Origin of the sequence: Clostridium grantii DSM 8605, assembly GCF_900129965.1 — a bacterium.
GTDB lineage: Bacteria > Bacillota > Clostridia > Clostridiales > Clostridiaceae > Clostridium_AF > Clostridium_AF grantii.
Genome location: NZ_FQXM01000005.1, coordinates 75,708 through 101,449 on the forward strand (window position 1 = coordinate 75,708; position 25,742 = coordinate 101,449).

Consider the following 25,742-nt stretch of genomic DNA (forward strand, 5'->3'; position numbering starts at 1 on the left):
ATAATGGTATACTTAATTTACAATGAATTTAATGGAGGATAAAAATGACAAAAGAAAAGAACGTAGTACTTATTTTAATTATATCTACAATAGTATTGTTTTTTGCATCATGTTCAAGCAATAATGAAATAAAGGTGAATAATTCTAAAGAAAATTTAAATACTGAAACTACTACCGAAACTACTACCGAAACTGATGAATCAAATGCAGATAAATCAGAAGGATTAGAGGATACTAGTGACACTGTAGCTACAAAAGACTCTACTAATAATGCAGGGGTAATCCTTGGATTTTCAAAACCAGAAGGACTTAGAGACTATTCTTCTGAATATAAAACTATATGGATTTCTAAAATAGATGGTGAGGTTTCACATAAGATTAAAAGTGATGTAATAATAGCTCCTCATGGAAATGATTTTTATCAAATGAAAAATATAGATTTTTCCATGTCGAAATTAGGAGACTGGGCTGAAAAAAATCAAACTGATTACTCAATAAGTTCCTACGAATATAAGCTTACATATAATACTATAGGGGCAGCTAAGATAGGTGAAATAATAGCTCCTCAATATACGGAAGAATTCATGCAAAAACAAATTCCAAAGCTTGATTGGCCAATACAAGAAGTTAATGAAAAAGTAATTTATGTGGGTAATGAATATGTTACTATTCTAGGTGATAAGTTTGAAACAGGTGGAGGAACCTATAGAAGCGGTTATTATTATACAAAAATCCATAAAATTTCTGATTTTAACAAAAAAAGTAATGAATTAAAATTGTTTGACTTACTAAAAATTAAAGATACAAAGGAATATGCTGAATACAATGAGAAGTATAACAAGGTTTTAAAAGATGAAAAAGTTAATAATGAAACTTTTTATAAAGAAACTCAAAAGATGGATTGGGATAACATTGTACTTGGTAGAGAAAATGGAGTTTGGGTAGCCCAAGTACCTGTAGTAGTTGAAACAGGACATTATGGCAATGGTAGTAACTTTATTTATCCAACGGAATATTTAACTATTAATACTGAATTGCCTTCAGATTTAGTATTAAATAATAGTTTGAGTTTAAAGTGGAGTGAAATTATAAAGGTATTACCAGATGCAATAGATGCTGTAAGTTCAAATGAAAGTGAGCTTTTGATTATACTTACAAAGGATAAAGTTCTTGTTTATAAAGATAACAATAGGGATTTATCCAAACCTGATTTATCCATAGATAATGATGGTTATGATAAAATTATATCTGAACAGTGGTCATACGGGAAATATGTTGATAGCTGGGATAGAGTAATTAATAAATAATGCAATAAAATGGTTTTTATATAATAGATGTAAACTCTGTTTCTAATGCGTCTGAAGATAATACTGAACGTTTTTCTTTTGATTTAATCAAGAGTAGCTAAATTTGTATTTACACAAATTTAGCTACCTTTTATTGTTTTATGCCTATAAAAAATAAAGAAAAATTCAGTTACAATTGTGTTACAATCAATTGATATAATTAAAGAGTAGTAAAAATAAATTAAGCTTAAATGCTTGAAAGGAATAAAATTATGAAAAAAATAGGATTAATAGTAGCAGTATGTATGTCAATAAGCTTGTTAGCAGGATGTGCAAACAATAGTAAAGAGAATACTAGTGAAGTAAAGGAAGAGACAATAGTTGAAGAAGTAAACAAAACAGAAAATGATGTGTCAAAAGTAGAAAGTGATGATAAAAAAGAAGAAACAGTAGATTCTGAAAAATCAGAGGATGAAAATAAGCAAACAGAGGAAAATACAAAGTCAGATACAACCAAAGATGCTAATAAAGAGCAGGTAACTAAAAGCGTTAAATTAACAGGAGTAGCAAATGTTAATGAAGGTAAAGATGGCAATTTGACAGTAGATTATATTATAACAGGTACAGATGGAAAAACAACATACAAATTCACTGAAAAACCTTTATTTGATAAAGGGTGGTATGAAATGTATAAAGGCAATGGTGGCCAATTATTTGAATTTGCAGATTTTAATTTTGATGGTAACATGGATATTAAAACTCAGCAGTATGGGGCTATGGTAAATCAATATTATAATATTAGAATTTGGAATGAAAGTACTAAAGAATTTGAATTGAATCAAGACTTTATGGGCATATCAAATCCTTCTATTAATGCAGAGAAAAAACAAATTTTTGGAGTTAATTATGATAGAGGTCTTGGTAACTATACTTTATACACTGTAAAAGATAACAAACTTACTGTTTTAGCAGAGATTAAAGCTGAAATTAAAGATGATGGTACATTTGGATATACTCAAGTTATAGGTACTGGTAAAGCAACACCCATTAAAAGTGTTTCAGATTTAGATTCTATCTGGAAAGAATACAATATTGAGATTGTCAAATAGTTAAACTGAGATACCTAAAATCACCATGGCAAAGTTGATCTGGAGGAATTATGGCAAAAATACTAATTGTTGAAGATGAGAAACCAATTTCTAATTTAATAAGAATGTTTCTTACCAAAGAAGGACATGAATGTGATTGTGCTTTTGATGGCATGAAAGCTTGTGATTTAATTGAAACACATAATTACGATTTGATTCTTTTAGACATTATGTTACCCTATGTAGATGGTTTTGAAGTTATGGAATATGCCAAATCAATAAAAATAAGCGTTATTTTTCTTACAGCAATGGATACAACGAATAATAAGGTTAAAGGATTAAGAATGGGGGCAGAGGATTACATCACAAAACCCTTTGAAATGGCAGAACTTATTGCAAGAGTAGATAATGTATTGAGGAGAAGTAATAGTACTAATAGGATTTATAACATCCACAATCTTAAAATTGATTTTAATAAAAGGCTTATTGAAAGAGAAGAAGAGACAATTGTATTAACAGAATTGGAATTTGATTTGCTTGAATATTTTATTAAAAATATAGATAAACCCTTAACTCGTGAACAGATTTATGAAAATGTTTGGGGTGGGGAATATGATGTGGAGAGTAGAACAATTGATATGAGTTTGAGAAGATTAAAGAAAAAGCTTTATTGGGACAAAGAAATAGTTAGTGTTTATAAGGTGGGATATAGATTGCTGAGTTCTATACAAAAGATTTTATAGGAAGAAGGGCTTATGAAAAATTACTATCGTATATATGGAATTTTGATGCTTTTGATTACAGGAATATTTGTATTATTTGAAGTTAGTGCATTATCTTTTAGTTTTAATATGGCTTTTAACAGAGAGCTTGAAAATGTACAAAATGCAAATATTCAATTTTCTAATGCTTTATCTACATCAATTGAGATGTTGGAAGCGGAAAGCATAGTAGATAATTCTGTGGTGTTAAATTATGTAAGTGACAATATCTATAAGAGTATGAATAACCATGCGGTAACCTACATTGTTAGCAATTATCCTGATACTTTGTACACCAGTAGATTGATTGATATAAATACAAATAGAAAAGTTGATTATTCAAGTGAGGATAACTGGTATATTGAACATTTTAAAACAGGCGAAAAACATTATATACAAGTAACTAATCGCCTTGAGATTAGCGGTGACACATTATATGTTAAAACAGTTATGGATATAGCAGAAATATATTCTGAACGAGATGCGCAGGTTAGTGGATATAGAATTGTTATATTTGCTATATTTATACTATTTGCGGTGGGTTTGTACTTACTGATAAAAGGATTTGAAAAAAATATTCGAATTGCAGAAAGATTGACACAAATTGAACTTGCATCAAGAAGGCAAGAAGAATTTTCAGCTTCCTTTGCTCATGAATGTAGAACACCACTTACATCCATTATAGGCTATTCGGATATGCTACGATCAACGGATTTAAGTGAAGAGGAACAAAAGGAATCAGCGGAGTATATTTTTTCCGAAGGTAAGCGTCTTGAAAGACTCACCAAGCAAATGATGCTTTTATCAAATATTAGAGATGAAAAAATTACTAAAGAAAGTATTGATGTAAAAAAATTATTAAATAAAGTTTTAAAATCTGTTGAAAGAAAAATGGAAGAAAATAAGATAGTATTCAATATATCAGTTGAAGAAGGCACCTTGATAGGGGCAGAAGATTTATATCAATCCATGTTGATTAATATTCTTGATAATGCAAGAAAAGCAGTTTCACAAAATGGAGAGATTTCTTTGATTGGAAAAAATAACTTTGAAGTATATGAAATTGCAATTGTTGATAATGGTTGCGGTATGAATGAGGAAACTATTGAAAAGATGACACAACCTTTTTACATGGCAGATAAAGCACGTACTCGTAAAGAGGGTGGTGCTGGACTTGGAATGGCAATAGTAAACCAAATAGCAAAAAGATCAAATGTTAAAATGCAAGTGAAGTCCACTTTAGGACATGGAACTAGAATAATACTAAAAATTCCAAGAACTAAGGAGGAAAATAATGAAAAATAAAATTTATATTGGATTTATTATGCTTTCATTACTTTTGGCAATTGCAGTATTTTTACCACAAATATATTTTAGAATTTCAGATGCAAAAGATATATCCAAAGTAATTGTTGAAAAAAAAATATCTATTGAGGATTCAGAGAAAACAAACAATGATGTAATTGAGAATTTAAAAATTGGAAGTGAATTAATTAAAAACTCAAATTCTACAAATTTACAAGCACTTCAAAAAAAAGAAATGACAGATAGTGAGTTTAATAGGCTATATGGGGAGCTAAACAATTTAGTAAAATGTGGCTTGATTAAGCAAATTAATGGCGAGAAGATTAAGGAACACCTTATTTATGTGGCTTACTACAATATTTTAAATTCAACAGATCAGGTTTCACTACCTTTATCAGTTTCATTAAAAGAGTTCAAGTTTACTGATTATAGCTCTTTTGAATATAGTATTTGGATGGATGGTAGAACGGATAAAATTTATGAAGTTACATTAATTGATGAAGAAATGGATTTTACACTTACCAATCTTGATTATATGAATGGTATTAGTGAATATTTTGAAATTGATAATATTAGTCCCATAGATGATTTAAATGAGAATCATATTAAATATTATCAAATTAGTATTGGTGATTTTCAAGGTAAAAGTTATTATAGCGAATTTTCTATCTACAATCCATCTACGGCTGACTTTGTTTTAAGTGAGTCAGGAGTTAATTGGAGTGTATTTTCTAAGGAACTTTCAAAATAATTTTGTTACTGAATAATACTTAGAAAAAAAGTCAGTAGGAAAGGCACTGTAAATTTTAAGTATTAGATTATAATTTTCCATTAATTCCACTAAAGATTATTAATATATTAACAAAGTTTGTGGATATAAAGTAAAAAAAAAATTGCATAAAGTGGATAAGAAATATGGTTTTAAATCAGTGAATTTTATAAATTTAGAATAATATATCAAAAAATACCAGTATAAACTAAAAAATATAGATTATACTGGTATTTTCGTGTAAACAAATGTAAAGCGTGAAAGGTTTAAACAAATCAAAAGTTTATATAAAAAATTTAATGTTTACTATTGAAAACATTAATAGATTGATATATTATATATCTATGATAAAAATTTAACAAAGTAAAGAGGAGGAATTAATATGGAAACACAATTTGATTATAGCCAGTTGGATACTATATTAGAAAATCACGAGTTTAAGTCTAGTAATATTATAGCAATATTACAAGATACTCAAGAAATATATAGGTATTTGCCTAAAGAGATATTTAGCTATTTATCAAAAAAACTTGGCATGAGTAGAACAAAAATATATAGTGTAGCAACTTTTTATGATAATTTTTCTTTGGAGCCAAAAGGAAAGTATGTTATAAAAATATGTGATGGTACAGCATGTCATGTAAGAAAATCTATTCCTATATTAGAAATGTTAAGAAAAGAATTGAAACTTTCACAAAAGAAAATTACAACAGATGATTTAATATTTACAGTAGAAACTGTTTCATGTCTTGGAGCATGTGGACTAGCACCTGTTATTACAGTTAATGAGAAGGTTTATGGTGCTATGACACCTGAAAAAACAGCGGAACTTTTAAAAACCCTTAAGGAGGAAAAATAGTATGCTTCTTAATAGAGATGATTTAACTAATATTACAAGTGTGTATAAAAAGAGTCTTGAAAATCAAGATAAGAAAATTATTATTTGTGCTGGTACTGGATGTGTTGCAGGTGGAGCATTAGAGATTTATGATGAATTTATAAAGTTAATGAAAGAAAAGAATATAAACTGTGAATTAAGCCTTGAAAAGGAACCTCATGATAAATCTGTTGGAGTTAAAAAAAGTGGATGTCATGGATTTTGTGAAATGGGGCCTTTAGTAAGAATTGAACCATGGGGATATTTATACATAAAAGTAAAGCCGGATGATTGTGAAGAAATATTAAATAAAACAATAATTAATGATGAGTGTGTTGAAAGACTTGCATATCAAAAAGATGGAAAAATACATAAGAAACAAGAGGAAATTCCCTTTTATAAAAAACAAACTAGGCTTGTTCTAGAGCATTGTGGACATATTGATGCAACTTCTATTGAAGAATATCTTGCAGTTGGAGGGTATGAAGCTGTTGAAAAAGTTTTATTTGATATGAGTTCAGATGAAATAATTAAACAAATAGAAGAGTCTAATTTAAGAGGCCGTGGCGGCGGTGGTTTTCCAGCAGGTCGTAAATGGGCACAAGTGAAAAATCAAAAGGAAGAGACTAAATATATTGTGTGCAATGGTGATGAAGGAGATCCAGGTGCATTCATGGATAGAAGTATAATGGAGGGAGATCCTCATAGAGTAATAGAAGGAATGATGATTGCTGCCATTGCATGTGGAGCACAAGAAGGCTATATCTATGTTCGTGCTGAATACCCTCTTGCGGTAAGTAGGCTTAAAAATGCAATTAGTACTGCTAGAAGTTACGGTCTTTTAGGAGAAAATATTCTTGGTACAAACTTCAGCTTTGATATAAAAATAAACAGAGGTGCAGGAGCTTTTGTATGTGGTGAAGGTAGTGCACTTACAGCTTCAATTGAAGGAAAAAGAGGAATGCCAAGGGTGAAACCTCCAAGAACAGTAGAGCAAGGACTTTTTGCTAAGCCAACAGTACTTAATAATGTAGAAACCTTTGCTAATGTTCCTTCAATTATTATTAAAGGAGCACAATGGTACAAATCTATAGGTCCTGAAAAAAGTCCAGGAACAAAGGCTTTTGCTTTAACAGGAAACATTGAAAATACAGGACTTATTGAAGTACCAATGGGTACAACTTTAAGAGAAATAATATTTGATATAGGTGGAGGTATGAGAGACGGTGCAGAGTTTAAAGCTGTACAAATAGGTGGACCTTCTGGTGGATGCCTTACAAAGAAAGATCTTGATTTACCACTAGATTTTGATTCTCTTAAAAAAGCAGGGGCAATGATTGGATCAGGTGGCCTTGTAGTTATGGATGACAATACTTGTATAGTTGAAGTTGCAAGATTTTTTATGGAGTTTACTCAAAATGAATCTTGTGGTAAATGTGTTCCTTGTCGTGAAGGTACAAAGAGAATGCTTGAAATTCTTGAAAGAATTGTTTCGGGAAATAGTGAGATTTCAGATATAGATTTGTTATTAGAACTTGCAGATACAATATCGTCAACGGCACTATGCGGTCTTGGAAAAACAGCTGCATTTCCTGTTGTCAGTACTATTAAGAACTTCCGTGAAGAGTATGAGATGCATATAATTGATAAAAAATGCCCTTCTAAAACTTGTGTGAAACTTAAAACAATATTTATTGATAAAGAGCTTTGTATAGGCTGCTCGAAATGCTCAAGAATTTGCCCGGTGGGAGCTATTTCAGGTAAAGTTAAGCAACCATTTATAATTGATCAAGAGAAATGTATTAAATGTGGTGCTTGTATCGATGCTTGTGGTTTTAAAGCTATAAAGGAGGATTAAAAAAATGAATGAAAAGTTTATGTATATAGATGATATACCAGTAGAGATAAAAGATGAAAAAAATATTCTTGAATTAGCTAGAAAAGTAGGTATAGATATACCTACCTTATGCTATTATTCTGAGCTTTCAGTTTATGGTGCTTGTCGTATGTGTGTGGTAGAAAATGAATGGGGGGGCATGGATGCTTCTTGTTCTACACCTCCAAGAGCAGGTATGAAGGTATACACTAATACCTTAAAGGTTCGTAAACACAGAAAAATGATCCTTGAATTATTGCTTGCAAATCATTGTAGAGATTGTACTTCTTGTGATAAAAATGGACATTGTAAATTACAAGATTTAGCACAACGATTTGGTATAAAGCAGGTTAGATTCAATAACACTTCTGAAAATAAAAATATAGATGATTCATCTTCATGTATAGTAAAAGATACAAGTAAATGTATTTTATGTGGCGACTGTGTAAGAATGTGTGATGAAGTACAAAATGTTGGAGCTATTGATTTTATTAAAAGAGGTTCAAAGATGACAGTTGGTACTGCTTATGAAGAACCATTGTCTGAATCTAATTGTGTTGGGTGTGGACAATGTGCGGCTGTTTGTCCTACAGGGGCAATAGTTGTAAAAAGAGATACAGAAAAGCTTTGGAAAGACCTTAGTGACAAAGATACAAAGGTTATAGTTCAAATTGCTCCAGCTGTAAGAGTAGGAATTGGTCAAGAATTAGGGGAAGAAGATGGCGATAATGCAATGGGTAAAATCGTTAGTGTTCTTAGAAGAATTGGGTTTGATGAAATTTTTGATACATCAACAGGAGCAGACCTTACTGTTTTAGAGGAAGCAAGCGAATTTCTTTCAAGACTAGAGAAAAACGAAAAATTACCTTTATTTACATCTTGTTGTCCAGCTTGGGTAAGATATGTTGAAATGAATCATAAAAATTTAATAGATAATATATCTACTTGTCGTTCTCCTATGCAAATGTTCGCTTCAGTATTAAAAGAACACTATAAATACTCTAGTAAGAGAGTTGTATCTGTGGCAGTTATGCCTTGTACAGCAAAAAAATTCGAAGCAAAAAGAGATGAATTTAAAGAAGAAGATGTTCCTAATGTAGATTATGTAATAACAACATTAGAGCTTATTGAAATGATAAAAGAATCTGGAATTGTATTCTCAGAAGTAGAGCCAGAGGCAGTGGATATGCCATTTGGAGTTAGTAGTGGTGCAGGTGTTATTTTTGGAGTAACAGGCGGTGTTACTGAAGCTGTTATACGTAGAGTTTTAGATGATAAATCTAATGCCACATTACGTTCTCTTGCTTTTAAGGGTATAAGAGGAATGGATGGAGTTAAAGAAACTAGTATAACTGTGGATGGTCGTGAAATTAAGGTAGCAATAGTAAGTGGACTTAGAAATGCAGACAATCTTGTGAAAAAGATGCAAGAAGGTGAAGTTCATTATGATTTTGTTGAAGTTATGGCATGTCCAGGAGGCTGTGTATGTGGCGCAGGGCAACCATTTACTAAAATTGATGGAAAATTAAAACGAAGTGCTGGATTATATGAAGCAGATAGAATGAGTAGTATAAAACGTTCAGAAGAGAATCCATTAATGATGTCATTGTATTCAGGCTTGTTAAAAGGAAATGTTCATAAGCTATTACATGTAAACTATAAAGGGGAGGAGTAATTTTCATGACTAATATAAGTGTTTGTGTAGGTAGCGCCTGTCATATAAAAGGCTCATACAATGTTATAAATACTTTTCAGCAACTTATTGAAGAAAATAATCTTTCTGATAAAGTTGAATTAAAAGCGATTTTTTGCTTGGGACATTGTACAGAAGGGGTTTCTGTGAAAATTGATGAATCGCAAGTTCATAGTGTTTCATCATCAACAGCAAGAAAATTTTTTCAAACTGAGGTATTGCCTAAGGTAGATTTATAGAATTTTGATTTTATAAAAACGGCCACAATCAAATTATGATTGTGGCTATTTTTGTGAAATTATAATTGTTTTTTGAATTCCTCAAAAGGAACTGGTTTAGAAGCATAATAACCTTGATTTTCTTTTAATGTAGTTTATTTCAGTTTTCTAAATAGATTGAAAGTGATATATTATTCTGATATATTTATAAGGGAAAATTTATATGAGAGTGTGTGATAAAATGGCAAAAAAGAATGACTTAACAGAGGGAAATATTTTAAAAGCAATTACGAAATTAGCGTTACCAATTATGGGGACATCTTTTATTCAAATGGCATACAACATGGTGGATATGATTTGGATAGGCAGATTAGGAAGTAAAGCTGTAGCGGCTATCGGCACTGCTGGTTTTTTTACATGGCTGGCTATGGCTTTTATAATAATACCTAAGATGGGAGCAGAAATTGGAATAGCTCAATCTATAGGAAGAAAAAATGCAGTTGAAACTAAAGGGTATACTACTCATACAATTCAAATAGGTATTATATTGGCTTCAATATATGGAGTTTTTTTGTTAGTGTTTAGAAAAAATCTTATTGCTTTTTTTAATTTGGGGGATATAGAAGTTATTGAAATGTCCTTGAGTTATCTATTAATTATATCCTTGGGAATAGTATTCTATTTTATTAATCCTATTTTTACTGGAATTTTAAATGGGCATGGAGATAGCAAAACGCCTTTTATAATAAATACGGTAGGATTAGTTGCAAATATTATTCTTGATCCTATGTTGATTTTTGGATTTGGACCTTTCCCAGCATTAGGCGCTAATGGTGCAGCTATTGCAACAATTTTTTCACAATTTGTAGTAACTATAATATTTATTTTCTTTTTTATAAGAAAAACAGATTTTTTTCAGGATTTTCATTTAATGCAAAGACTGGATAAAAAAATAGTAAAATCAATTGTAAATCTAGGATTACCTGTAGCAATACAAAGCGGATTATTCACAATATTTTCTATGTTTATTGCTAGAATTATTGCAAATTGGGGGCCTGTACCTATAGCTGTTCAAAAGGTGGGTTCACAAATAGAAGCAATTTCGTGGATGACAGCAGGTGGTTTTGCAACGGCACTTAGTACTTTTGTTGGACAAAACTATGGTGCAAAAAAATGGAATCGCATATACAAGGGATACATTATATCAATGGGAATTGTAACTATTTTAGGTATAGCTGCAACGGTTCTTTTAATCTTTGGCGCAAGACCTATTTTTTCAATATTTATAAAAGAAAATGATGCTATAGCTGAAGGTATTATATATTTAAGAATTCTAGGATTATCTCAATTATTTATGTGTATAGAAATTGCTTCAGCTGGAGCCTTTAACGGCATAGGTAGAACAATACCTCCATCTTTGGTAGGTATTATATTCAACGGACTTAGAATACCTTCTGCACTTTTCCTTTCCTCTTTTAGCACATTAGGTTTGATGGGGGTATGGTGGAGTATAAGCATGACTAGTGTATTTAAAGGAATAATATTGACCGCATGGTTTGTTATATTTATTATGAAGCATCCTGAAATTTATAAAAAAAGTACAAGTGAAATTTTACTTTAATTAATTAAATACATTAAATTAATAATAAAACACTTGCATTATTTTTTATATAGTGTATACTTAAGTAGAACCTTGATTCAGAAGCAAATATTTTATTATTAGAAAATCAATTGAATTATATATAGATGAGTATAACTTAAATACATATATTTCGAAATTTTTATTGATGATTTATTTTTTCAAAGGATTAAAGGAATAAAAATTTCGGAGGTAACAAACATGACAGGAACAGTAAAATGGTTTAACAGTGAAAAAGGATTCGGATTTATTACTACAGATGAAGGAAATGACGTATTCGCTCATTTTTCTCAAATTCAAAAAGATGGATACAAAACTTTAGAAGAAGGCGAAAAAGTTTCTTTTAACGTTGTTTCAGGACCTAAAGGACCTCAAGCAGAAAGCATCCAAACAATCTAATTTTATTAGAATATTAAACCTGAAGATTTATCTTCAGGTTTTTTTTCGTATAGGTATCCCAGTTCAACTATTAATTTATACGTGTCTAAAACTCCTAGAAACATGGAGAATTTGTACAAGTATAAATTAAGTTTCACAGTGGGATTCCTATAAAATATGCTATTATTTATTTAAACATATAGAAAGGTGGACATTATGAAATTTACAGAAATGCAATACAAAAGACCAGATATGAAAGAGTTAGAAATAAAGTTTACTGATTTATTAAACAGATTTAATAATTGTGACATTTTTCAACTTGCAAATTCAATTATGGAAGAAATCAATACTTTAAGAACTGAAATGGAGTCAATGGCTGAGTTAGTAGCCATTCGTCATACTATTGACACTGAAGATGACTTTTATGAAAAAGAACAGGATTTTATTGATGAAAATATGCCTATATATCAAGGGTTAATAACAAAATATTATGAAGCTCTTATAAATTCAAAATTCAAAGATGAATTAAAAGAAAAATGGGGAAATCAACTTTTTAGTATAGCTGCTTTAAATATTAAAACTTTTTCACCAGAAATAATTGAAGATCTACAAATTGAGAATAAATTATCTAGTGAATATACAAAATTACTAGCTTCTGCAAAAATAATGTTTGAAGGAGAAGAAAGAACATTATCTCAATTAACTCCCTTCACTTTGTCTACAGAAAGACATATAAGAAAAGAAGCTAATAAAGCTAAATATGATTTCTTTGCTGGAAATGAAAAAAAATTAGATGAGATTTATGATGGCCTTGTAAAAGTAAGAACTAAAATTGCTAAAAAATTGGGCTATGAGAATTTTGTGCAACTTGGATATGATCGTATGCTTCGTACAGATTATAATGCTGAAATGGTTGCTAATTACAGAAAGCAAGTTGAGGAATATATTGTTCCTATTGCTTCTAAATTAAGAAAAAATCAATGTGATATTTTGGGCTTAGATCATTTATACTATTACGATGAAGATATAAGCTTTAAAAATGGAAATGCAAAACCTCATGGAAATCCAGAGTGGATAGTTAATCAAGGTAAAAAGATGTATGAGGAATTATCAAAAGAAACTGGAGAATTTTTCAATTTCATGATTGATAATGAACTTATAGATTTGGAAAGTAAAAAGGGAAAAGCTGGTGGTGGTTATTGTACATTTATAGGGAAATACAAAGCACCATTTATATTTTCAAACTTTAATGGAACTTCAGGGGATGTAGATGTACTAACACATGAAGCAGGGCACGCATTTCAAGCTTATTGCAGCAGAAATTATGCAATACCTGAGTATAATTTTCCTACTTATGAGGCTGCTGAAATTCATTCTATGAGTATGGAATTTTTAACTTGGCCATGGATGAATTTATTTTTTGAAGAGGAAGAATTAAAATATAAATATCAGCATTTAAGTGCATCACTTTTATTTTTACCTTATGGAGTAACTGTTGATGAATTCCAACATTTTGTTTATAAAAATCCTGAAGCTACACCAGATGAAAGAAAAACAGCTTGGAGAGAAATCGAAAAGAAATATTTACCACATAGAGATTACGAAGAAAATGACTTTTTAGAAAAAGGAACTTATTGGTATAAACAAGGACATATTTTTAGTGATCCTTTCTATTATATAGATTATACGTTAGCTCAAGTTTGTGCTTTTCAATTCTGGAAAAAAGCTAATAATGATAGAGAAAGCACTTGGAAAGATTATATGAATCTTTGTTTAGCTGGCGGAAGTAAATCCTTTTTGGATTTAGTGGAACTAGCCAACTTAAAATCTCCCTTTAACGATGGTGCGGTACAGTCAGTTACAGGGGATATTGAAAATTGGCTTAAGGGTGTTGATGTTACAAAATTCTAATAAAACAGAAATTTTTATTTAATAATTTAGAGAAGCCAAAATTGGCTTCTTTAAACTGTTTAAAAAAAGAATATAGTGTAAATATTATTAATAAATTTGATATACTATTAGTAGGAAAGTTTTAATAATCAAAATACATAATAATTAAGGATGTGATTTGGTGAGTTCAGTAAAAGTTACAAAGGAACTTTTCATAGAAATACTTGAGGTGTTAGATGAAAAACTACAAGAAAATAAGTTGGAACTTATATTAAATATATATGGTGATACTGTGATGATGGCTTGTTTTGATGCAAGACCTGCTACAAAAGATATAGATGCACTATTTGATATATCTCCACAAATAAATAATATATTAGTGGATATTGCTGAGACCTATGAGTTAGATAAAGATTGGATAAATCAGGATATTAAAGAACCGTTGAAATATATGAAGAAAGAAAACTTAAAGGAAATATACAAATTTAAAAATCTTAAAGTTCTAGCACCAAGTGCTGAGCAGATGTTAGCTATGAAGATATTATCAGCTAGACCAGAACCATATAAGGATTTTGATGATGCAGAGTATTTAATTGAGTACCTTAAAATCGAAACGTTAGAAGAAGTAATAAATATATTTAATAATTACATAGGGAGAAGGTATTTAGGTAATCGACAAAAAATATTTCTAAACTATGTTGGAAAGGATTTGAGAAAAGCATGGAAAGAATTTTCGATATAATAAATTCTTCAGATTTTAACATAGAATTAACAAATTTACTTATCGATTTATATTCTAGTGATAATAAAAAATATTTTAAGGATTTATTTTTTGATGAAAATGAAATAAATAATCTAAGTCAAAAACAAATTGATAAATTAACAAAAATTGCAGCCGTGATTGAATATATTGGAAATAGAAATGCAGATGTTCAGCTTTATAATTGGATATATTCAAAGAGATTAAAATTAGAACAACCATATACACCTGGCGTTGAATATGAAAGTATATCAAGACTAAAAAGAATATTTTCTGCGCCAAAGGAATTTTCTATTAGGAATGTATTCTTTGAAGAAAAAACTTTAAAACCAATGTAATAAATTGATAACGTTATACCTTTGGGTAAAAATAGTAAAATAACAGCGTGTTTCTTTTAAGAAAGAGACATGCTTTTTTTTATTGTATAGGAATTTATAATATTAAGGAAATCTTAAGATTTATATAAGCGATTTGTTAAGATTTAGTTGATACCATTAATTTAAAGTAAAAAATAAAGGATGTGGTATAATATGTATAAATTAATAGGTGGAGGGGATACTTCTTGACGATACTAGTTTGTGATGATGATATAGAAATAGTAGAAGCTATAAAAATTTATTTGAATAATGAAGGGTACAAAGTATTGAAGGCTTTTGATGGTATAGAAGCATTAGAGGTATTAAAAGTAAATGAAATACATCTTATTATAATGGACGTGATGATGCCTAAAATGGATGGACTCCGAGCTGTTATGAAAATAAGAGAAAACAATAATATACCAGTGATTATGCTTTCAGCAAAAACTGAGGATACAGATAAAATAATGGGATTAAATATGGGAGCCGATGATTATATAGCTAAGCCATTCAGTCCTTTAGAATTAATTGCAAGGGTGAAATCTCAGCTAAGAAGATATACAACATTAGGAAGCATTGAAACAAAAATTAATGTTTATAAAACAGGTGGACTTGTAGTGGATGATGAAAGTAAGATTATAACCGTTGATGGAGAAGAAGTTCAACTTACTCCTGTTCAATATAAGATTTTATTATTATTGATTGCAAATGCTGGAAAGGTATACTCCATTGATGAAATATATGAGAAGGTGTGGAATGAAACTTCTTTTAGTCCTGAAAATACTGTGGCAGTACATATAAGAAAAATAAGAGAGAAGATTGAAATAAATCCTAAAGAACCAAAATATTTAAAGGTGGTGTGGGGAATTGGATACAAGGTGGAAAAAATATAGTCATTCAATGAAAACAAAAAGTATTGTTTTTATAGTTATGATAGCCTGCTTTACTGGAATAATCACATTATGTGTAAAAATTGATGAATATCATGAAGCTGAAGTTGATATTGTTTTTGAAGATAGTTATTTTAAAAGTGATGAATATACTTATGAAAGTGGAGATGTTGTATCAAGCTTAGCAATGCTAATAGAAAAATATAAAAGTGAAGGATACATTTTGAGTGGACAAAGCATTGATAAATCAGAAGTTGAACAAGCAGAAGATGGATTATATTCAGAATTTCAATGGAATTCTAAATACTTTAATCCTAATTTGACTAATGCAGAAAATCATGAGAAATTCAAAGAGGTTTATGCTTATGAACTTTCTCAGATTAAAAAAGATACTATACAAAATGATTTGGAACAATATGAAATTACGCTAAAAGTTTTGGAAGGTTATAAAGATGTTATCTATTACGCTAGTGATGGAGAGGTAGAATTTACTAATAGTTTGAACAAAACTAAAGACTATTTTAAAACTTTTTCTTCTTTTATGGTATTTGATGAAGAAGGAGATGAGGTATATCCAAAGGAAATTGAGTATAGCAAAAATTATTGGATAATATCCCCAAATAGTAATATGGAGAATAGGGTAGGGGAAAAAATATATATTGCTTATGATGATGATTATTTAAATTCAAATATAAAAGAATGGAAGGAAGCTAAAGAAAGTATTACTAAAAGTTTATTTGTACTAGCTTTATTGTTCATAGGATTTTTAGTATCTTTTATATATTTAATAATAGTTGTGGGAAGAAAATTCTTTAAGGATAAAGAGCTACATTTAAATTTAGTTGATAAAATATATAGTGATATAAATTTGGAAATATGTTTTGGACTTATAATTCTATGGCTTTTGTCAGTATCATTTTTCTTTGATTCCTATAAAGTTGATATTTATAGAATAATGATTCCAATAACTACATTTATAGCTACTTTAGGATTTATTTTAATTCTATCATTGGTTAAGAAATTTAAAAACAAGACTTTATTGAAACACACATTAATATTTACTTTTTACCATAAAGTATTTCAATCTATAAAATCTATATATGATAGTGGAAGTGTTGGTTCCAAGATTCTTTTGATTGTAATAGGGTATCCCATATTAGTAAGTTTAACCTTTTTCATTTATCCACTAACCTTTTTGATTTATCCACTAACCATAGCCTTTGTATCTTGGTTGGCTTTAAAGCAAGTTAATAAATTTAATGAGATAAAAGAAGGGGTAGAAAAAATAAAGAATGGAGATATTCATTATATTTTAGATACAAAAGGAAAGGGAGAACTTGCAATACTCGCTACTAATATTAATGAAATCAGCAATGGATTAAAAGAAGCGGTGGACAATGAGCTTAAAAGTGAAAGATTAAAAACAGAATTAATCACTAATGTTTCCCACGATATAAGAACTCCATTAACCTCTATTATTACTTATGTTGATTTATTAAAAATAGAAAAAGACCAATCAAAATCAGAAGAATATATAGAAATTATAAGTCAGAAATCTCAAAGATTAAAAGATTTAACAGATGATTTATTTGAGGCATCAAAAGCTTCTAGTGGAAGTATTCCAGTAAACTATGAAAAAATAGATATTATTTCTTTGATTAAACAGGGACTAGGAGAACTTAACGATAAAATAGAAAAGAAGGAATTAAAGTTTAAAATAAATGAGCCTAAAGAAAAATTATTTATTGAAGGAGACGGAAAACTACTATGGAGAGCCATAGAAAATTTATTGTCAAATATATTTAAATACGCTGAAAGCGGGTCTAGGGTTTATTTAGATGTTGAAGATTTAGAGAATGAAGTTAAATTTACAATTAAAAATATTTCTGCTTATGAATTAAACATATCTACTGATGAACTTATGGAACGATTTAAACGTGGAGATGAATCTAGAAGTAGTCAAGGCAGTGGACTTGGATTATCTATAGCTAAAAGTTTGATTGATATTCAAAAGGGAAATTTTGCTATAGAAATAGATGGGGACTTGTTTAAAGCTATTATAAAAATGCCAAAGCATAAAAAATAATAAATATAAAGAAACTCCTTGAATTATTTAATATATTCCAAATAATTCAAGGGGTTTTTATAAAGCTAATAATTCGCTAAGTTTATTTTTGTTTAAATTCTCACCAATTATAACAATTTTGCCAGTATCAAAATAAGTGGAATCTATTATATTAAATTCACCAGGAACATAATCAAATTGTATCCATTTATTTTCTGAAACTTGAACAATACCTTTAGCTCTAATTATAAAGCCACAGTGATTTTCTTTATTAAAACCATAAAATAATTCTTCTAAATATTTTTCAGAAAAAAACTTGGAAGTTTTAATGCTTAAGCTATCAAAAATGTCCGAAGCTTTTATAGGTTTTGAAGTAGAAATTGAGTTTATTTTACTAGATTTAGATAGTCTAGGATTACTAAATAATAAATCTTCTGAAATATTTTCACACATTCGAAGAATTAAATCGCCCTCAATATGATTCCATGGAGAGGTTATAAGATTAGCTTTGGAATTTAATTCTTTAATAGAGAGAGCAAATCTTTCCAAGTTTTCTTTGGAAAAATTTTGCGCCCTGCTGAAAATAAGAGTTTTTGCATAAATAATTTGATTTTTATAAAAGTTACCAAAAGTGTTTAAATACAATCCATGTTTTTCGGGATTTATAACTGTAAGTATCATATTTACAGTTATTTTATCTTTTATAGATTCATTTTCTAAGATTTTTAAAATATCAGATAACTTTGCAACACCAGTGGGTTCAATGATTATTCTATCAGGATTATAAACGTCAATCACTTCAAGCAAAGCTTTTTTAAAATTATTCTTAAAAGAGCAACAAATACATCCAGAAGTCATTTCTTTAACTTGAACATTATTTTCTAGAAAGGAATTACCATCTATCCCAATTTCTCCGAATTCATTTTCAATAATCACTATTTTTTCGGAACCAAGAGCGTCTTTTATTAACTTTTTTATAAGCATAGTTTTACCTACACCTAAAAAACCTGATATTATATCTACTTTAGTTTTCAAATAAAAACACCTACTTTATAATAGCATTTGATTAATATTTTCCGTACTCTAGTCCAGTATTTATTATAACTTTGGCTTTTTCAAAACCTAAAGTTGAAGGATATTCACAACCAGTAGATAAAATAAAACCACCATCCTTTTTAAATACATCAATTTGTTTTTTTGTTTCTTCTACCACTTCATTTAATGAAGCAGATACAAGCCAACCTGGATCAAGGCATCCAATTAATGTAGTTTTATCTCCATATTTCTCTTTAGTTTCTTCATAGCTAATACAATCATCTGGTGTATGAAGAAAGGAAATAGCTTCAGGCTTCATTCTATTTATTTGAGCATCAAAATAAATTCCATCACCACAATTATGAATCATAACCATACGACCTTCATCATGAACTAATTTAGCAAGTTCCTCCATAGCTTCACCCTCAAAATCATCCCACATTTGTTTACTTAAGATAGATTGAGACGCAAATAAAGTGTCAAACATAATAGCATGTACTCCAGTTTCCATTAAGGCTTTACAATATTCTATTAAGGTCTTTGTAATCTCTGCTACACATTCTTTTACAGCTTCAGGCTCAAGAATTAAATCCATAAACATCTCTGATTGGCCTCTAAGCATACTTGCTATTCCAAGAGGCCCAAAAACAAAAGCTACTACTGGAACTTCATTTCCTTTTGCTTTTACTAATAAATCACACAATTTAATATGTTCACTCATTCTAGGTGTTTCTCTAGGATTAATTTGCTTTATTTTTCTGTAATCTTCTACGCTTTTTATAACTCTATTGTTATGGTCAGGACATGCAGCATCATCTTCGAAATATAATAAGTCCTGTCCCCAATCGGCTGCTTCTACAGATAAATCAACTAAAGAGCAAATTACATCTAGGCCTAATTCCTCTGTTGTTTTAATTATAGATTCAGCACATAATTCAGTATTTTTAGTCCATTTTTCATAATCTATTCCTATAATATCTCTTGAAACACTATTTAGAAGTGGATAAACAGGTATTCTATCTGCCTCTTTATGTTGTAAAGCTAAACTAACACGCTCTAATGAATTCATTTTAACTCCTCCAATGTAATCAATTATTTTTTGTTTCTCTTTATACTAATAATAGAATATTACTCAAGGTGGTTATATAAAAAAAACACTATTTTTTGTACTTTTTTATTATCTTTATTGAAAATTATATAAAGAGTTTGGACAAACAAGAAAAAATTAAAATAAACTATCCAATAGAAAAAGAAAAGGAATTAATTCAATGTGTAAAATGCAAGAATATTGAGGGTGCTAATTGAGGGTGCTAATAGTATATTGAATGAAATTAGGCATATAGATGTTCCTAATTTGATTGGGTTTGAAGACCAAAGTTATTATTCAAAAACTCTTTATTTTTGTTTAATCAATTTTTCCAAAATTTTGGTGATAATAAAGCAATCACTGTGAAGAGTTCAAGTCTTCCTAATAACATAAAAAAGGATAATAATAACTTACTAAAGCTTGAAAACTGTGAGTAAGTATGGGTTGGCCCAACAAATTCAAAACCTGGGCCTATATTACCTAGAGTTGCAGCAACTGCACTGGTAGAACCCATTAAACCAATACCTTCCAAGGATATGAGGATAGAACCAAAGATAAATATCAACATATATAACACAAAAAATCCAGAAATATTAAGTAAATTATCATCAGAAATAGGCTTATCATCAATTTTTATAGAAACAATAGCTCTAGGATGAAGAATCTTAACTATTTCTCTTTTAATAAGTTTTATCAATGCTAGAATTCTTATTACTTTTATTGATCCACCCGTGGAACCAGCACTTCCTCCTACAAACATAAGCATAAAAAGAATTGCTTTTGAGAAGGTTGTCCATTGCTCATAATCAAAGGTGGTGTATCCAGTTGTTGTAATAATTGAACTTACCTGAAAAAATGAATGTTTAAAAGAAGTAAATAAATCACCATATAAATGTATATTCATATCAATAGTAATAAATAAAACACATATTCCTATAATACTAAGATAGAGCCTTAGTTCGCTATTTTTGATTACATCCCTCCATTTTCCCTTAAAAACATCATAATAAAGAGAAAAATTAGTGCCAGACATAACCATAAAAATAGAAATAACAATGGTTATATAAGAACTATTAAAAGCTCCAATACTACCATTTCTAGTAGAAAATCCACCTGTACCTAATGTCCCGAAGGTATGCACAGCAGATTCAAAGGGAGTCATTCCACCTAACATTAATAGAATAAATTCAACTAAGGAAATGATTATATAAGAAGTATACAAAATTTTTGCAGTATCTTTAATTTTAGGTACAATTTTATCCGCTATGGGGCCAGGGCTTTCAGCTTTAAATACATAAAAACCACCTGCTCCCATCATAGGAAGTACTGCAACGGCAACAACCAAAATACCCATACCACCAATCCAGTGAGTAAAAGAACGCCAAAATAATATTCCCATAGGAAGTACTTCGATATCATCAATAATAGTGGCACCAGTAGTGGTGAAACCAGATACAGTTTCAAAAAATGCATCGACAAAACTAGGGATACTGCCAGATAAGTAAAAAGGAAGCGCACCAAAAATTGATGCAAAAATCCAACCTAAAGTTACGATAGCAAGGCCTTCCTTTACTTTTATTCTTATTTTAGTAACAGATATTCTTGTAAATGCAAAACCTATTAAGCAGGTTAAGGCTATACTTACGCCAAAAGCTACCATATCCGTTTGTTTACTAACTATTGAAATAATAAATGGTGGAAGCATACTTACCCCAATAATAAGTAAAAGATACCCTAATACTTTGAAAATAAATTTATAATTCATCTAAAAACCATCCTTTAACCTAAAGAAATTTTCTAAAGCTGGAACTTCTGATAAAAGGGAGAATACTACAATACGATCTCCAGCTTGTAAAGTAGAATCACCATTAGGAACAATAACTTTATCCTCATGAACAATAGATGCAATAATGATTCCATTAGGTAGATTTAGATTTTTAATAGGTTTATTTAAAACTTGTAAATTATCAGAAACTATAATTTCAGTTACCTCAGCTTGGCCATCAAGAAGTAAAGAAACTGAAACAACTCGTCCACCACGAATATACTTTAAAATATCGCTGGCAGTAATGTTTACGGGGTTAATTGCTAAATCAATTCCTAATCTTTCAATAATATTCACATAACTTTGTCTTGAAATTTTAGCAATAACTTTATCAATATTTAATTGTTTTGCCCTTAAAGACATAAAAAGATTTTCTTCATCATAACCAGTTACACCTATAAAAGCATCCATTTGAGCTAAATCCTCTTCTTCTAAAAGATTGCTATCTGTACCATTACCATGAATAACTAAAGTGTTATCATGAAGATTGTCGGCTAAATATTTACACCTATCAAGGTCTGATTCTATAATTTTAACATAAACGCCTCTTTTAGAAAGACTAGCAGCTAAATAGTATCCAATTTTTCCTCCACCAAGAATCATAACTTTTTTTACAGTTTTTTTATCAATAGACTGTTTTAAACTTCTAGCCACAGTTTCAAGATTGGATCTATGACCAAAAACATATATAAAATCGTTTTCCTTTAAAATTGTATCACCATTAGGCACAATAATATCACCGTTTCTAGACACAGCAACTATTAATATGTCATCAATAAAATTTACTTGACTTATACTTTTATTCACGAAATTAGGAAGATTTTTAATGTTAAAGTAAGCTAAAGAAACCTTTCCTCCAGCATAGTCACCAAAGTGGAAAGTATAACTTTCCATTAAATATCTTAAAATTTCATTTGAAGTTGCTAGTTCAGGATTAATAACATGATCTATATTATAAACATTTTTCATATAATCTAATTGATTAGAATATTCAGGATTTCTAATTCGAGCAATACTGCTTTTACATCCTAAATTTTTAGCTATTGAACTGATTAATATATTGATCTCATCACTGCTTGTAACTGAAATAATTAAATCATAAGATGCTATATTTACTTCTTCAAGAACTTCTTTTACTGCTCCATTAGCAGTTATTGTTAATACGTCTAAATGGTCCTTAAGTCGCTCAAGAACACTTGGGTTGTTGTCCATTATGGTAACATGAATTTCTCCATTGAGCATTGCTGTTGCTAGCTTTGTTCCAAGTTTACCCGCTCCTATAATCATTACTTTCATGATATACCAACCTTTCTGTCAAATTTTATACCCAGTTTTTAAATTTTTTATCCTAGTTTCTATATTAAAGGATAGAATTATTTATTTCAATGAATTTGGCAAATTGAATAAATAATATCGAAAAAAGTAGAAATTTAGTACAAAAGAATTTATTTAGTAGTTAGAATATTAATAGTTCTATATTCATTGGGAGAAATTCCTTCATTTTTTTTAAATGATCTAATCAGGTGCGATCTATCTGTATAACCACATAGTTCGGCTATGTTTTCTAGAGATAATGTGGTAGTGCTTAAAAGTGTTTTTAGCTTAGAATGACGCAAATTTTGACTGTATGACCCCAAGGTTTCCCCAGTCTCTTGTTTAAATATACGATTAAGGGTATCACGATGGTAATGAAATTCACCAGATAATTCATCACTGGTTACCAGTCTGTGGTTATGGGACTCTAAATACCGTTTAATATCCATTACTAAAAAGCGTTGGTCACGTAAAAATGAAGAATCTTCTTTCAAATGGTCTAGTGTTTCTAACAATAATTGACACAAATATGTTTTACATTGAAGAAACCATTTATTATCTTTGGAGGTATATATTTTATATAAGGATAAGAATATAGACAAAGTATTAATTGGGTTTATAACAGAATATATTGAAGGTAATCTTTTATTAGGTACAAATAAAGCCTGACCTCTTATGAAGTGCCTAGTATAATCCAAAGGATAAGTTTTGCTTATTTCTTGATTTTCAATAAATAAGGATAAAGCTTCTTGGTCAATAGAATCAGTTAAATCAAAATGAACCCAATAAGTTTCAATAATATCTCTTGAGTCTAGTTGATGAAATACTTTTGGAGGAATTATTAGCATATGTCCATCAAAACATTCATCAATATGGTCATCATAAATAACAGCCATCCTACCTTTGTGACAATAAATAAATTCATAGTCGTAAATAAATCTTTTAGGGCCTAGGTTAATTCTTTTTCCTTCAATGCCAACTTTTCTGATGCAAGGGTTAATGGATTGAATGGTTAATATATGATTCATATTATCACCTCATGTCGGAATTATACACTTATTATATCGAAGTTTTACCTACAATGTAAGATGAAAATTGCTATATACTTAAAATAGTACTTTATATGGGAGGTTGTAAAATGTCAAGAAATCAAGTTATTTTAATTATGACGGATACACAAAGAAAAGATATGCTAAGTTGTTATAATAAAGAATTAAACATGAATACACCTTTTTTAGATAAAATTGCAAATGAAGGTATAAGATATGAACGTGCATATACAGCACAACCAGTATGTGGGCCAGCAAGGTCAGCAATTTTTACAGGAACATTTCCACATACCAATGGAAGTTTTGGTAATAGCATGGCTCTTAGCCAAACAACTAAAACTATTGGACAAAGGTTAACAAAGGCAGGGGTTCATTCGGCTTATGTTGGTAAATGGCATTTAGACGGAGGAGACTATTTTGGTGAAGGAAAATGTCCAAATGGTTGGGACAAAGAATATTGGTTTGATATGAGAAATTATTTGGATTTAATGAGTGAAGAAGATCGTTTTATATCTAGAAAAACCAAAACAAGTTTTGAAAAGGAGGTAGCACCAAGTTTTACATATGCTCATCAATGTAGTGACCGTGCAATTGATTTTATTGAAAAACACAAAGATGAGGATTATTTTTTAGTGATATCTTATGATGAACCTCATCAACCATTTTTAGCACCTAGTAATTATTTTGAATTATTTAAGAATAGAAATCATAATAATTACGGAAATATTAATGTTGACCTTAAAGATCATCCAGAACATATCAGATTATGGGCAGAAACTGTTAATAATAATGATTATTCTGCTTATGAATTAATGGGTTGCAATGCTTATGTAGATAAAGAAATAGGTAGAGTGGTTGATGCTATTGATTCTTTTGCAAATGACGCTTGTATTATTTACACATCTGATCATGGGTCAGCTTTAGGGGCTCATGGTTTATGGGATAAAGGCCCAGCTATGTATGAAGAAATAACAAATATTCCATTTTTAGTGAAGTGGAATAAAAAAATAACTCCAGCACAAGTAAGTGAGAATCCAGTATCTCATATTGATATTGTGCCAACAGTAATGGATATTTTTGATTTAGAGCTACCTAAATGTCTTGAAGGTAAAAGTATGTTACCAGAGCTTATTAATTCTAATATTAAAACAAATGAATATGTTTTTACAGAGTTTAGTAGATATGAAGTAGACCATGACGGTTTTGGTGGTTTTCAACCAATTAGATCAGTAACAGATGGACGTTATAAGTTATCAATCAATTTGCTTACCACAGATGAATTGTATGATACAAAAGAAGATCCATGTGAAATGCATAATTTAATTGAAAGTGAATCACATATAAGCATAAGAAATAAATTACATGATACAGTGCTTAAGTTTATGGATGAAACTAGAGACCCATTTAGAGGATATTATTGGGAACGCCGTCCTTGGAGAATAGATGCAAAACCAGCGCATTGGGAATATACAGGTATGACTAGACAAAGATACACAGAAGAGGATGAAGTTCATCAACTTGATTATTCAACAGGTCTTCCTATAACGGAATACGTTAGAAAGAAGTAGAAATATTGACTAA

At 29.6% G+C, this 25,742-nt stretch carries 22 protein-coding genes; 17 read left to right on the forward strand and 5 right to left on the reverse strand.

Annotated features, from left to right (window positions below; all coding sequences use genetic code 11):
- The first annotated feature begins 44 nt into the window (after nt 1–44).
- From BUB83_RS05425 to BUB83_RS05500, 16 genes are all read left to right on the forward strand, one after another.
- Nucleotides 45–1,307, forward strand: coding sequence for a hypothetical protein (locus BUB83_RS05425; RefSeq protein WP_073337432.1), 1,263 nt, complete (start codon nt 45–47; stop codon nt 1,305–1,307).
- A 251-nt stretch (nt 1,308–1,558) separates the two neighbouring features.
- Nucleotides 1,559–2,395 carry an XAC2610-related protein gene (locus tag BUB83_RS05430; RefSeq protein ID WP_073337433.1) on the forward strand — a complete coding sequence of 279 codons (837 nt, stop codon included), beginning with the start codon at nt 1,559–1,561 and terminating at the stop codon, nt 2,393–2,395.
- 50 nt (nt 2,396–2,445) lie between these two features.
- Nucleotides 2,446–3,117: a response regulator transcription factor gene (locus BUB83_RS05435; RefSeq protein WP_073337434.1), complete on the forward strand. Its 672-nt coding sequence runs from the start codon at nt 2,446–2,448 to the stop codon at nt 3,115–3,117.
- 12 nt (nt 3,118–3,129) lie between these two features.
- Entirely contained in the window at nt 3,130–4,440 is a 1,311-nt protein-coding gene (locus tag BUB83_RS05440) for a sensor histidine kinase (RefSeq protein ID WP_073337435.1), read from the forward strand.
- Entirely contained in the window at nt 4,430–5,191 is a 762-nt protein-coding gene (locus tag BUB83_RS05445; protein ID WP_073337436.1) for a hypothetical protein, read from the forward strand. The genes BUB83_RS05440 and BUB83_RS05445 overlap by 11 nt, the downstream gene beginning before the upstream one ends.
- 400 nt (nt 5,192–5,591) lie before the next feature.
- Nucleotides 5,592–6,068 (forward strand): complex I 24 kDa subunit family protein, encoded by a 477-nt coding sequence (locus BUB83_RS05450; RefSeq protein ID WP_073337437.1) that lies wholly within the window; start codon nt 5,592–5,594, stop codon nt 6,066–6,068.
- A 1-nt stretch (nt 6,069) separates the two neighbouring features.
- Nucleotides 6,070–7,944, forward strand: coding sequence for an NADH-quinone oxidoreductase subunit NuoF (gene nuoF, locus BUB83_RS05455; protein ID WP_073337438.1), 1,875 nt, complete (start codon nt 6,070–6,072; stop codon nt 7,942–7,944).
- Between the two features lie 4 nt (nt 7,945–7,948).
- Nucleotides 7,949–9,637: a [FeFe] hydrogenase, group A gene (locus BUB83_RS05460; RefSeq protein ID WP_073337439.1), complete on the forward strand. Its 1,689-nt coding sequence runs from the start codon at nt 7,949–7,951 to the stop codon at nt 9,635–9,637.
- A 5-nt stretch (nt 9,638–9,642) separates the two neighbouring features.
- On the forward strand, nt 9,643–9,894 hold the full coding sequence (locus BUB83_RS05465; RefSeq protein WP_073337440.1) for a (2Fe-2S) ferredoxin domain-containing protein: 252 nt from the start codon (nt 9,643–9,645) through the stop codon (nt 9,892–9,894).
- 220 nt (nt 9,895–10,114) lie between these two features.
- Nucleotides 10,115–11,494 carry an MATE family efflux transporter gene (locus tag BUB83_RS05470; RefSeq protein ID WP_073337589.1) on the forward strand — a complete coding sequence of 460 codons (1,380 nt, stop codon included), beginning with the start codon at nt 10,115–10,117 and terminating at the stop codon, nt 11,492–11,494.
- 219 nt (nt 11,495–11,713) lie between these two features.
- Complete coding sequence (locus BUB83_RS05475) at nt 11,714–11,911, forward strand: cold-shock protein (RefSeq protein ID WP_073337441.1); 198 nt, start codon at nt 11,714–11,716, stop codon at nt 11,909–11,911.
- Nucleotides 11,912–12,106: 195 nt separating this feature from the next.
- Entirely contained in the window at nt 12,107–13,801 is a 1,695-nt protein-coding gene (locus BUB83_RS05480; protein WP_073337442.1) for a M3 family oligoendopeptidase, read from the forward strand.
- A 160-nt stretch (nt 13,802–13,961) separates the two neighbouring features.
- Nucleotides 13,962–14,522, forward strand: coding sequence for a DUF6036 family nucleotidyltransferase (locus BUB83_RS05485; RefSeq protein ID WP_073337443.1), 561 nt, complete (start codon nt 13,962–13,964; stop codon nt 14,520–14,522).
- Nucleotides 14,501–14,878 (forward strand): hypothetical protein, encoded by a 378-nt coding sequence (locus tag BUB83_RS05490; RefSeq protein ID WP_073337444.1) that lies wholly within the window; start codon nt 14,501–14,503, stop codon nt 14,876–14,878. Before BUB83_RS05485 ends, BUB83_RS05490 begins: the two co-directional genes overlap by 22 nt.
- A 224-nt stretch (nt 14,879–15,102) precedes the next feature.
- Entirely contained in the window at nt 15,103–15,789 is a 687-nt protein-coding gene (locus tag BUB83_RS05495; RefSeq protein WP_073337445.1) for a response regulator transcription factor, read from the forward strand.
- The gene (locus BUB83_RS05500) at nt 15,764–17,872 is read left to right on the forward strand and encodes a HAMP domain-containing sensor histidine kinase (protein WP_073337446.1); all 2,109 of its coding nucleotides are present in this window, start codon (nt 15,764–15,766) and stop codon (nt 17,870–17,872) included. The genes BUB83_RS05495 and BUB83_RS05500 overlap by 26 nt, the downstream gene beginning before the upstream one ends.
- Before the next feature lie 57 nt (nt 17,873–17,929).
- Here the strand turns inward: BUB83_RS05500 and BUB83_RS05505 are convergent, their stop codons facing one another.
- The 5 genes from BUB83_RS05505 to BUB83_RS05525 form a co-directional block, all read right to left on the reverse strand.
- Nucleotides 17,930–18,886: a CobW family GTP-binding protein gene (locus BUB83_RS05505; RefSeq protein ID WP_073337447.1), complete on the reverse strand. Its 957-nt coding sequence runs from the start codon at nt 18,884–18,886 to the stop codon at nt 17,930–17,932.
- Between the two features lie 31 nt (nt 18,887–18,917).
- Nucleotides 18,918–19,955 carry a uroporphyrinogen decarboxylase family protein gene (locus BUB83_RS05510; protein ID WP_073337448.1) on the reverse strand — a complete coding sequence of 346 codons (1,038 nt, stop codon included), beginning with the start codon at nt 19,953–19,955 and terminating at the stop codon, nt 18,918–18,920.
- 340 nt (nt 19,956–20,295) lie between these two features.
- Complete coding sequence (locus BUB83_RS05515; RefSeq protein ID WP_073337449.1) at nt 20,296–21,738, reverse strand: TrkH family potassium uptake protein; 1,443 nt, start codon at nt 21,736–21,738, stop codon at nt 20,296–20,298.
- Complete coding sequence (gene trkA, locus BUB83_RS05520; RefSeq protein WP_073337450.1) at nt 21,739–23,094, reverse strand: Trk system potassium transporter TrkA; 1,356 nt, start codon at nt 23,092–23,094, stop codon at nt 21,739–21,741.
- Nucleotides 23,095–23,243: 149 nt separating this feature from the next.
- Nucleotides 23,244–24,140 carry a helix-turn-helix transcriptional regulator gene (locus tag BUB83_RS05525; protein WP_073337451.1) on the reverse strand — a complete coding sequence of 299 codons (897 nt, stop codon included), beginning with the start codon at nt 24,138–24,140 and terminating at the stop codon, nt 23,244–23,246.
- Between the two features lie 110 nt (nt 24,141–24,250).
- Here BUB83_RS05525 and BUB83_RS05530 point away from each other — a divergent pair, with 110 nt between their 5' ends.
- Nucleotides 24,251–25,729, forward strand: coding sequence for a sulfatase-like hydrolase/transferase (locus BUB83_RS05530; RefSeq protein ID WP_073337452.1), 1,479 nt, complete (start codon nt 24,251–24,253; stop codon nt 25,727–25,729).
- Nucleotides 25,730–25,742: the final 13 nt, after the last annotated feature.

What these genes read in the sequence shown, in the direction of transcription:
- BUB83_RS05425 (WP_073337432.1), top strand. Translation starts at nt 45, where the DNA reads ATGACAAAAGAAAAGAACGTAGTACTTATTTTAATTATATCTACAATA.
- BUB83_RS05430 (WP_073337433.1), top strand. Translation starts at nt 1,559, where the DNA reads ATGAAAAAAATAGGATTAATAGTAGCAGTATGTATGTCAATAAGCTTG.
- BUB83_RS05435 (WP_073337434.1), top strand. Translation starts at nt 2,446, where the DNA reads ATGGCAAAAATACTAATTGTTGAAGATGAGAAACCAATTTCTAATTTA.
- BUB83_RS05440 (WP_073337435.1), top strand. Translation starts at nt 3,130, where the DNA reads ATGAAAAATTACTATCGTATATATGGAATTTTGATGCTTTTGATTACA.
- BUB83_RS05445 (WP_073337436.1), top strand. Translation starts at nt 4,430, where the DNA reads ATGAAAAATAAAATTTATATTGGATTTATTATGCTTTCATTACTTTTG.
- BUB83_RS05450 (WP_073337437.1), top strand. Translation starts at nt 5,592, where the DNA reads ATGGAAACACAATTTGATTATAGCCAGTTGGATACTATATTAGAAAAT.
- nuoF (WP_073337438.1), top strand. Translation starts at nt 6,070, where the DNA reads ATGCTTCTTAATAGAGATGATTTAACTAATATTACAAGTGTGTATAAA.
- BUB83_RS05460 (WP_073337439.1), top strand. Translation starts at nt 7,949, where the DNA reads ATGAATGAAAAGTTTATGTATATAGATGATATACCAGTAGAGATAAAA.
- BUB83_RS05465 (WP_073337440.1), top strand. Translation starts at nt 9,643, where the DNA reads ATGACTAATATAAGTGTTTGTGTAGGTAGCGCCTGTCATATAAAAGGC.
- BUB83_RS05470 (WP_073337589.1), top strand. Translation starts at nt 10,115, where the DNA reads ATGGCAAAAAAGAATGACTTAACAGAGGGAAATATTTTAAAAGCAATT.
- BUB83_RS05475 (WP_073337441.1), top strand. Translation starts at nt 11,714, where the DNA reads ATGACAGGAACAGTAAAATGGTTTAACAGTGAAAAAGGATTCGGATTT.
- BUB83_RS05480 (WP_073337442.1), top strand. Translation starts at nt 12,107, where the DNA reads ATGAAATTTACAGAAATGCAATACAAAAGACCAGATATGAAAGAGTTA.
- BUB83_RS05490 (WP_073337444.1), top strand. Translation starts at nt 14,501, where the DNA reads ATGGAAAGAATTTTCGATATAATAAATTCTTCAGATTTTAACATAGAA.
- BUB83_RS05510 (WP_073337448.1), bottom strand. Translation starts at nt 19,955, where the DNA reads ATGAATTCATTAGAGCGTGTTAGTTTAGCTTTACAACATAAAGAGGCA.
- BUB83_RS05515 (WP_073337449.1), bottom strand. Translation starts at nt 21,738, where the DNA reads ATGAATTATAAATTTATTTTCAAAGTATTAGGGTATCTTTTACTTATT.
- trkA (WP_073337450.1), bottom strand. Translation starts at nt 23,094, where the DNA reads ATGAAAGTAATGATTATAGGAGCGGGTAAACTTGGAACAAAGCTAGCA.
- BUB83_RS05525 (WP_073337451.1), bottom strand. Translation starts at nt 24,140, where the DNA reads ATGAATCATATATTAACCATTCAATCCATTAACCCTTGCATCAGAAAA.
- BUB83_RS05530 (WP_073337452.1), top strand. Translation starts at nt 24,251, where the DNA reads ATGTCAAGAAATCAAGTTATTTTAATTATGACGGATACACAAAGAAAA.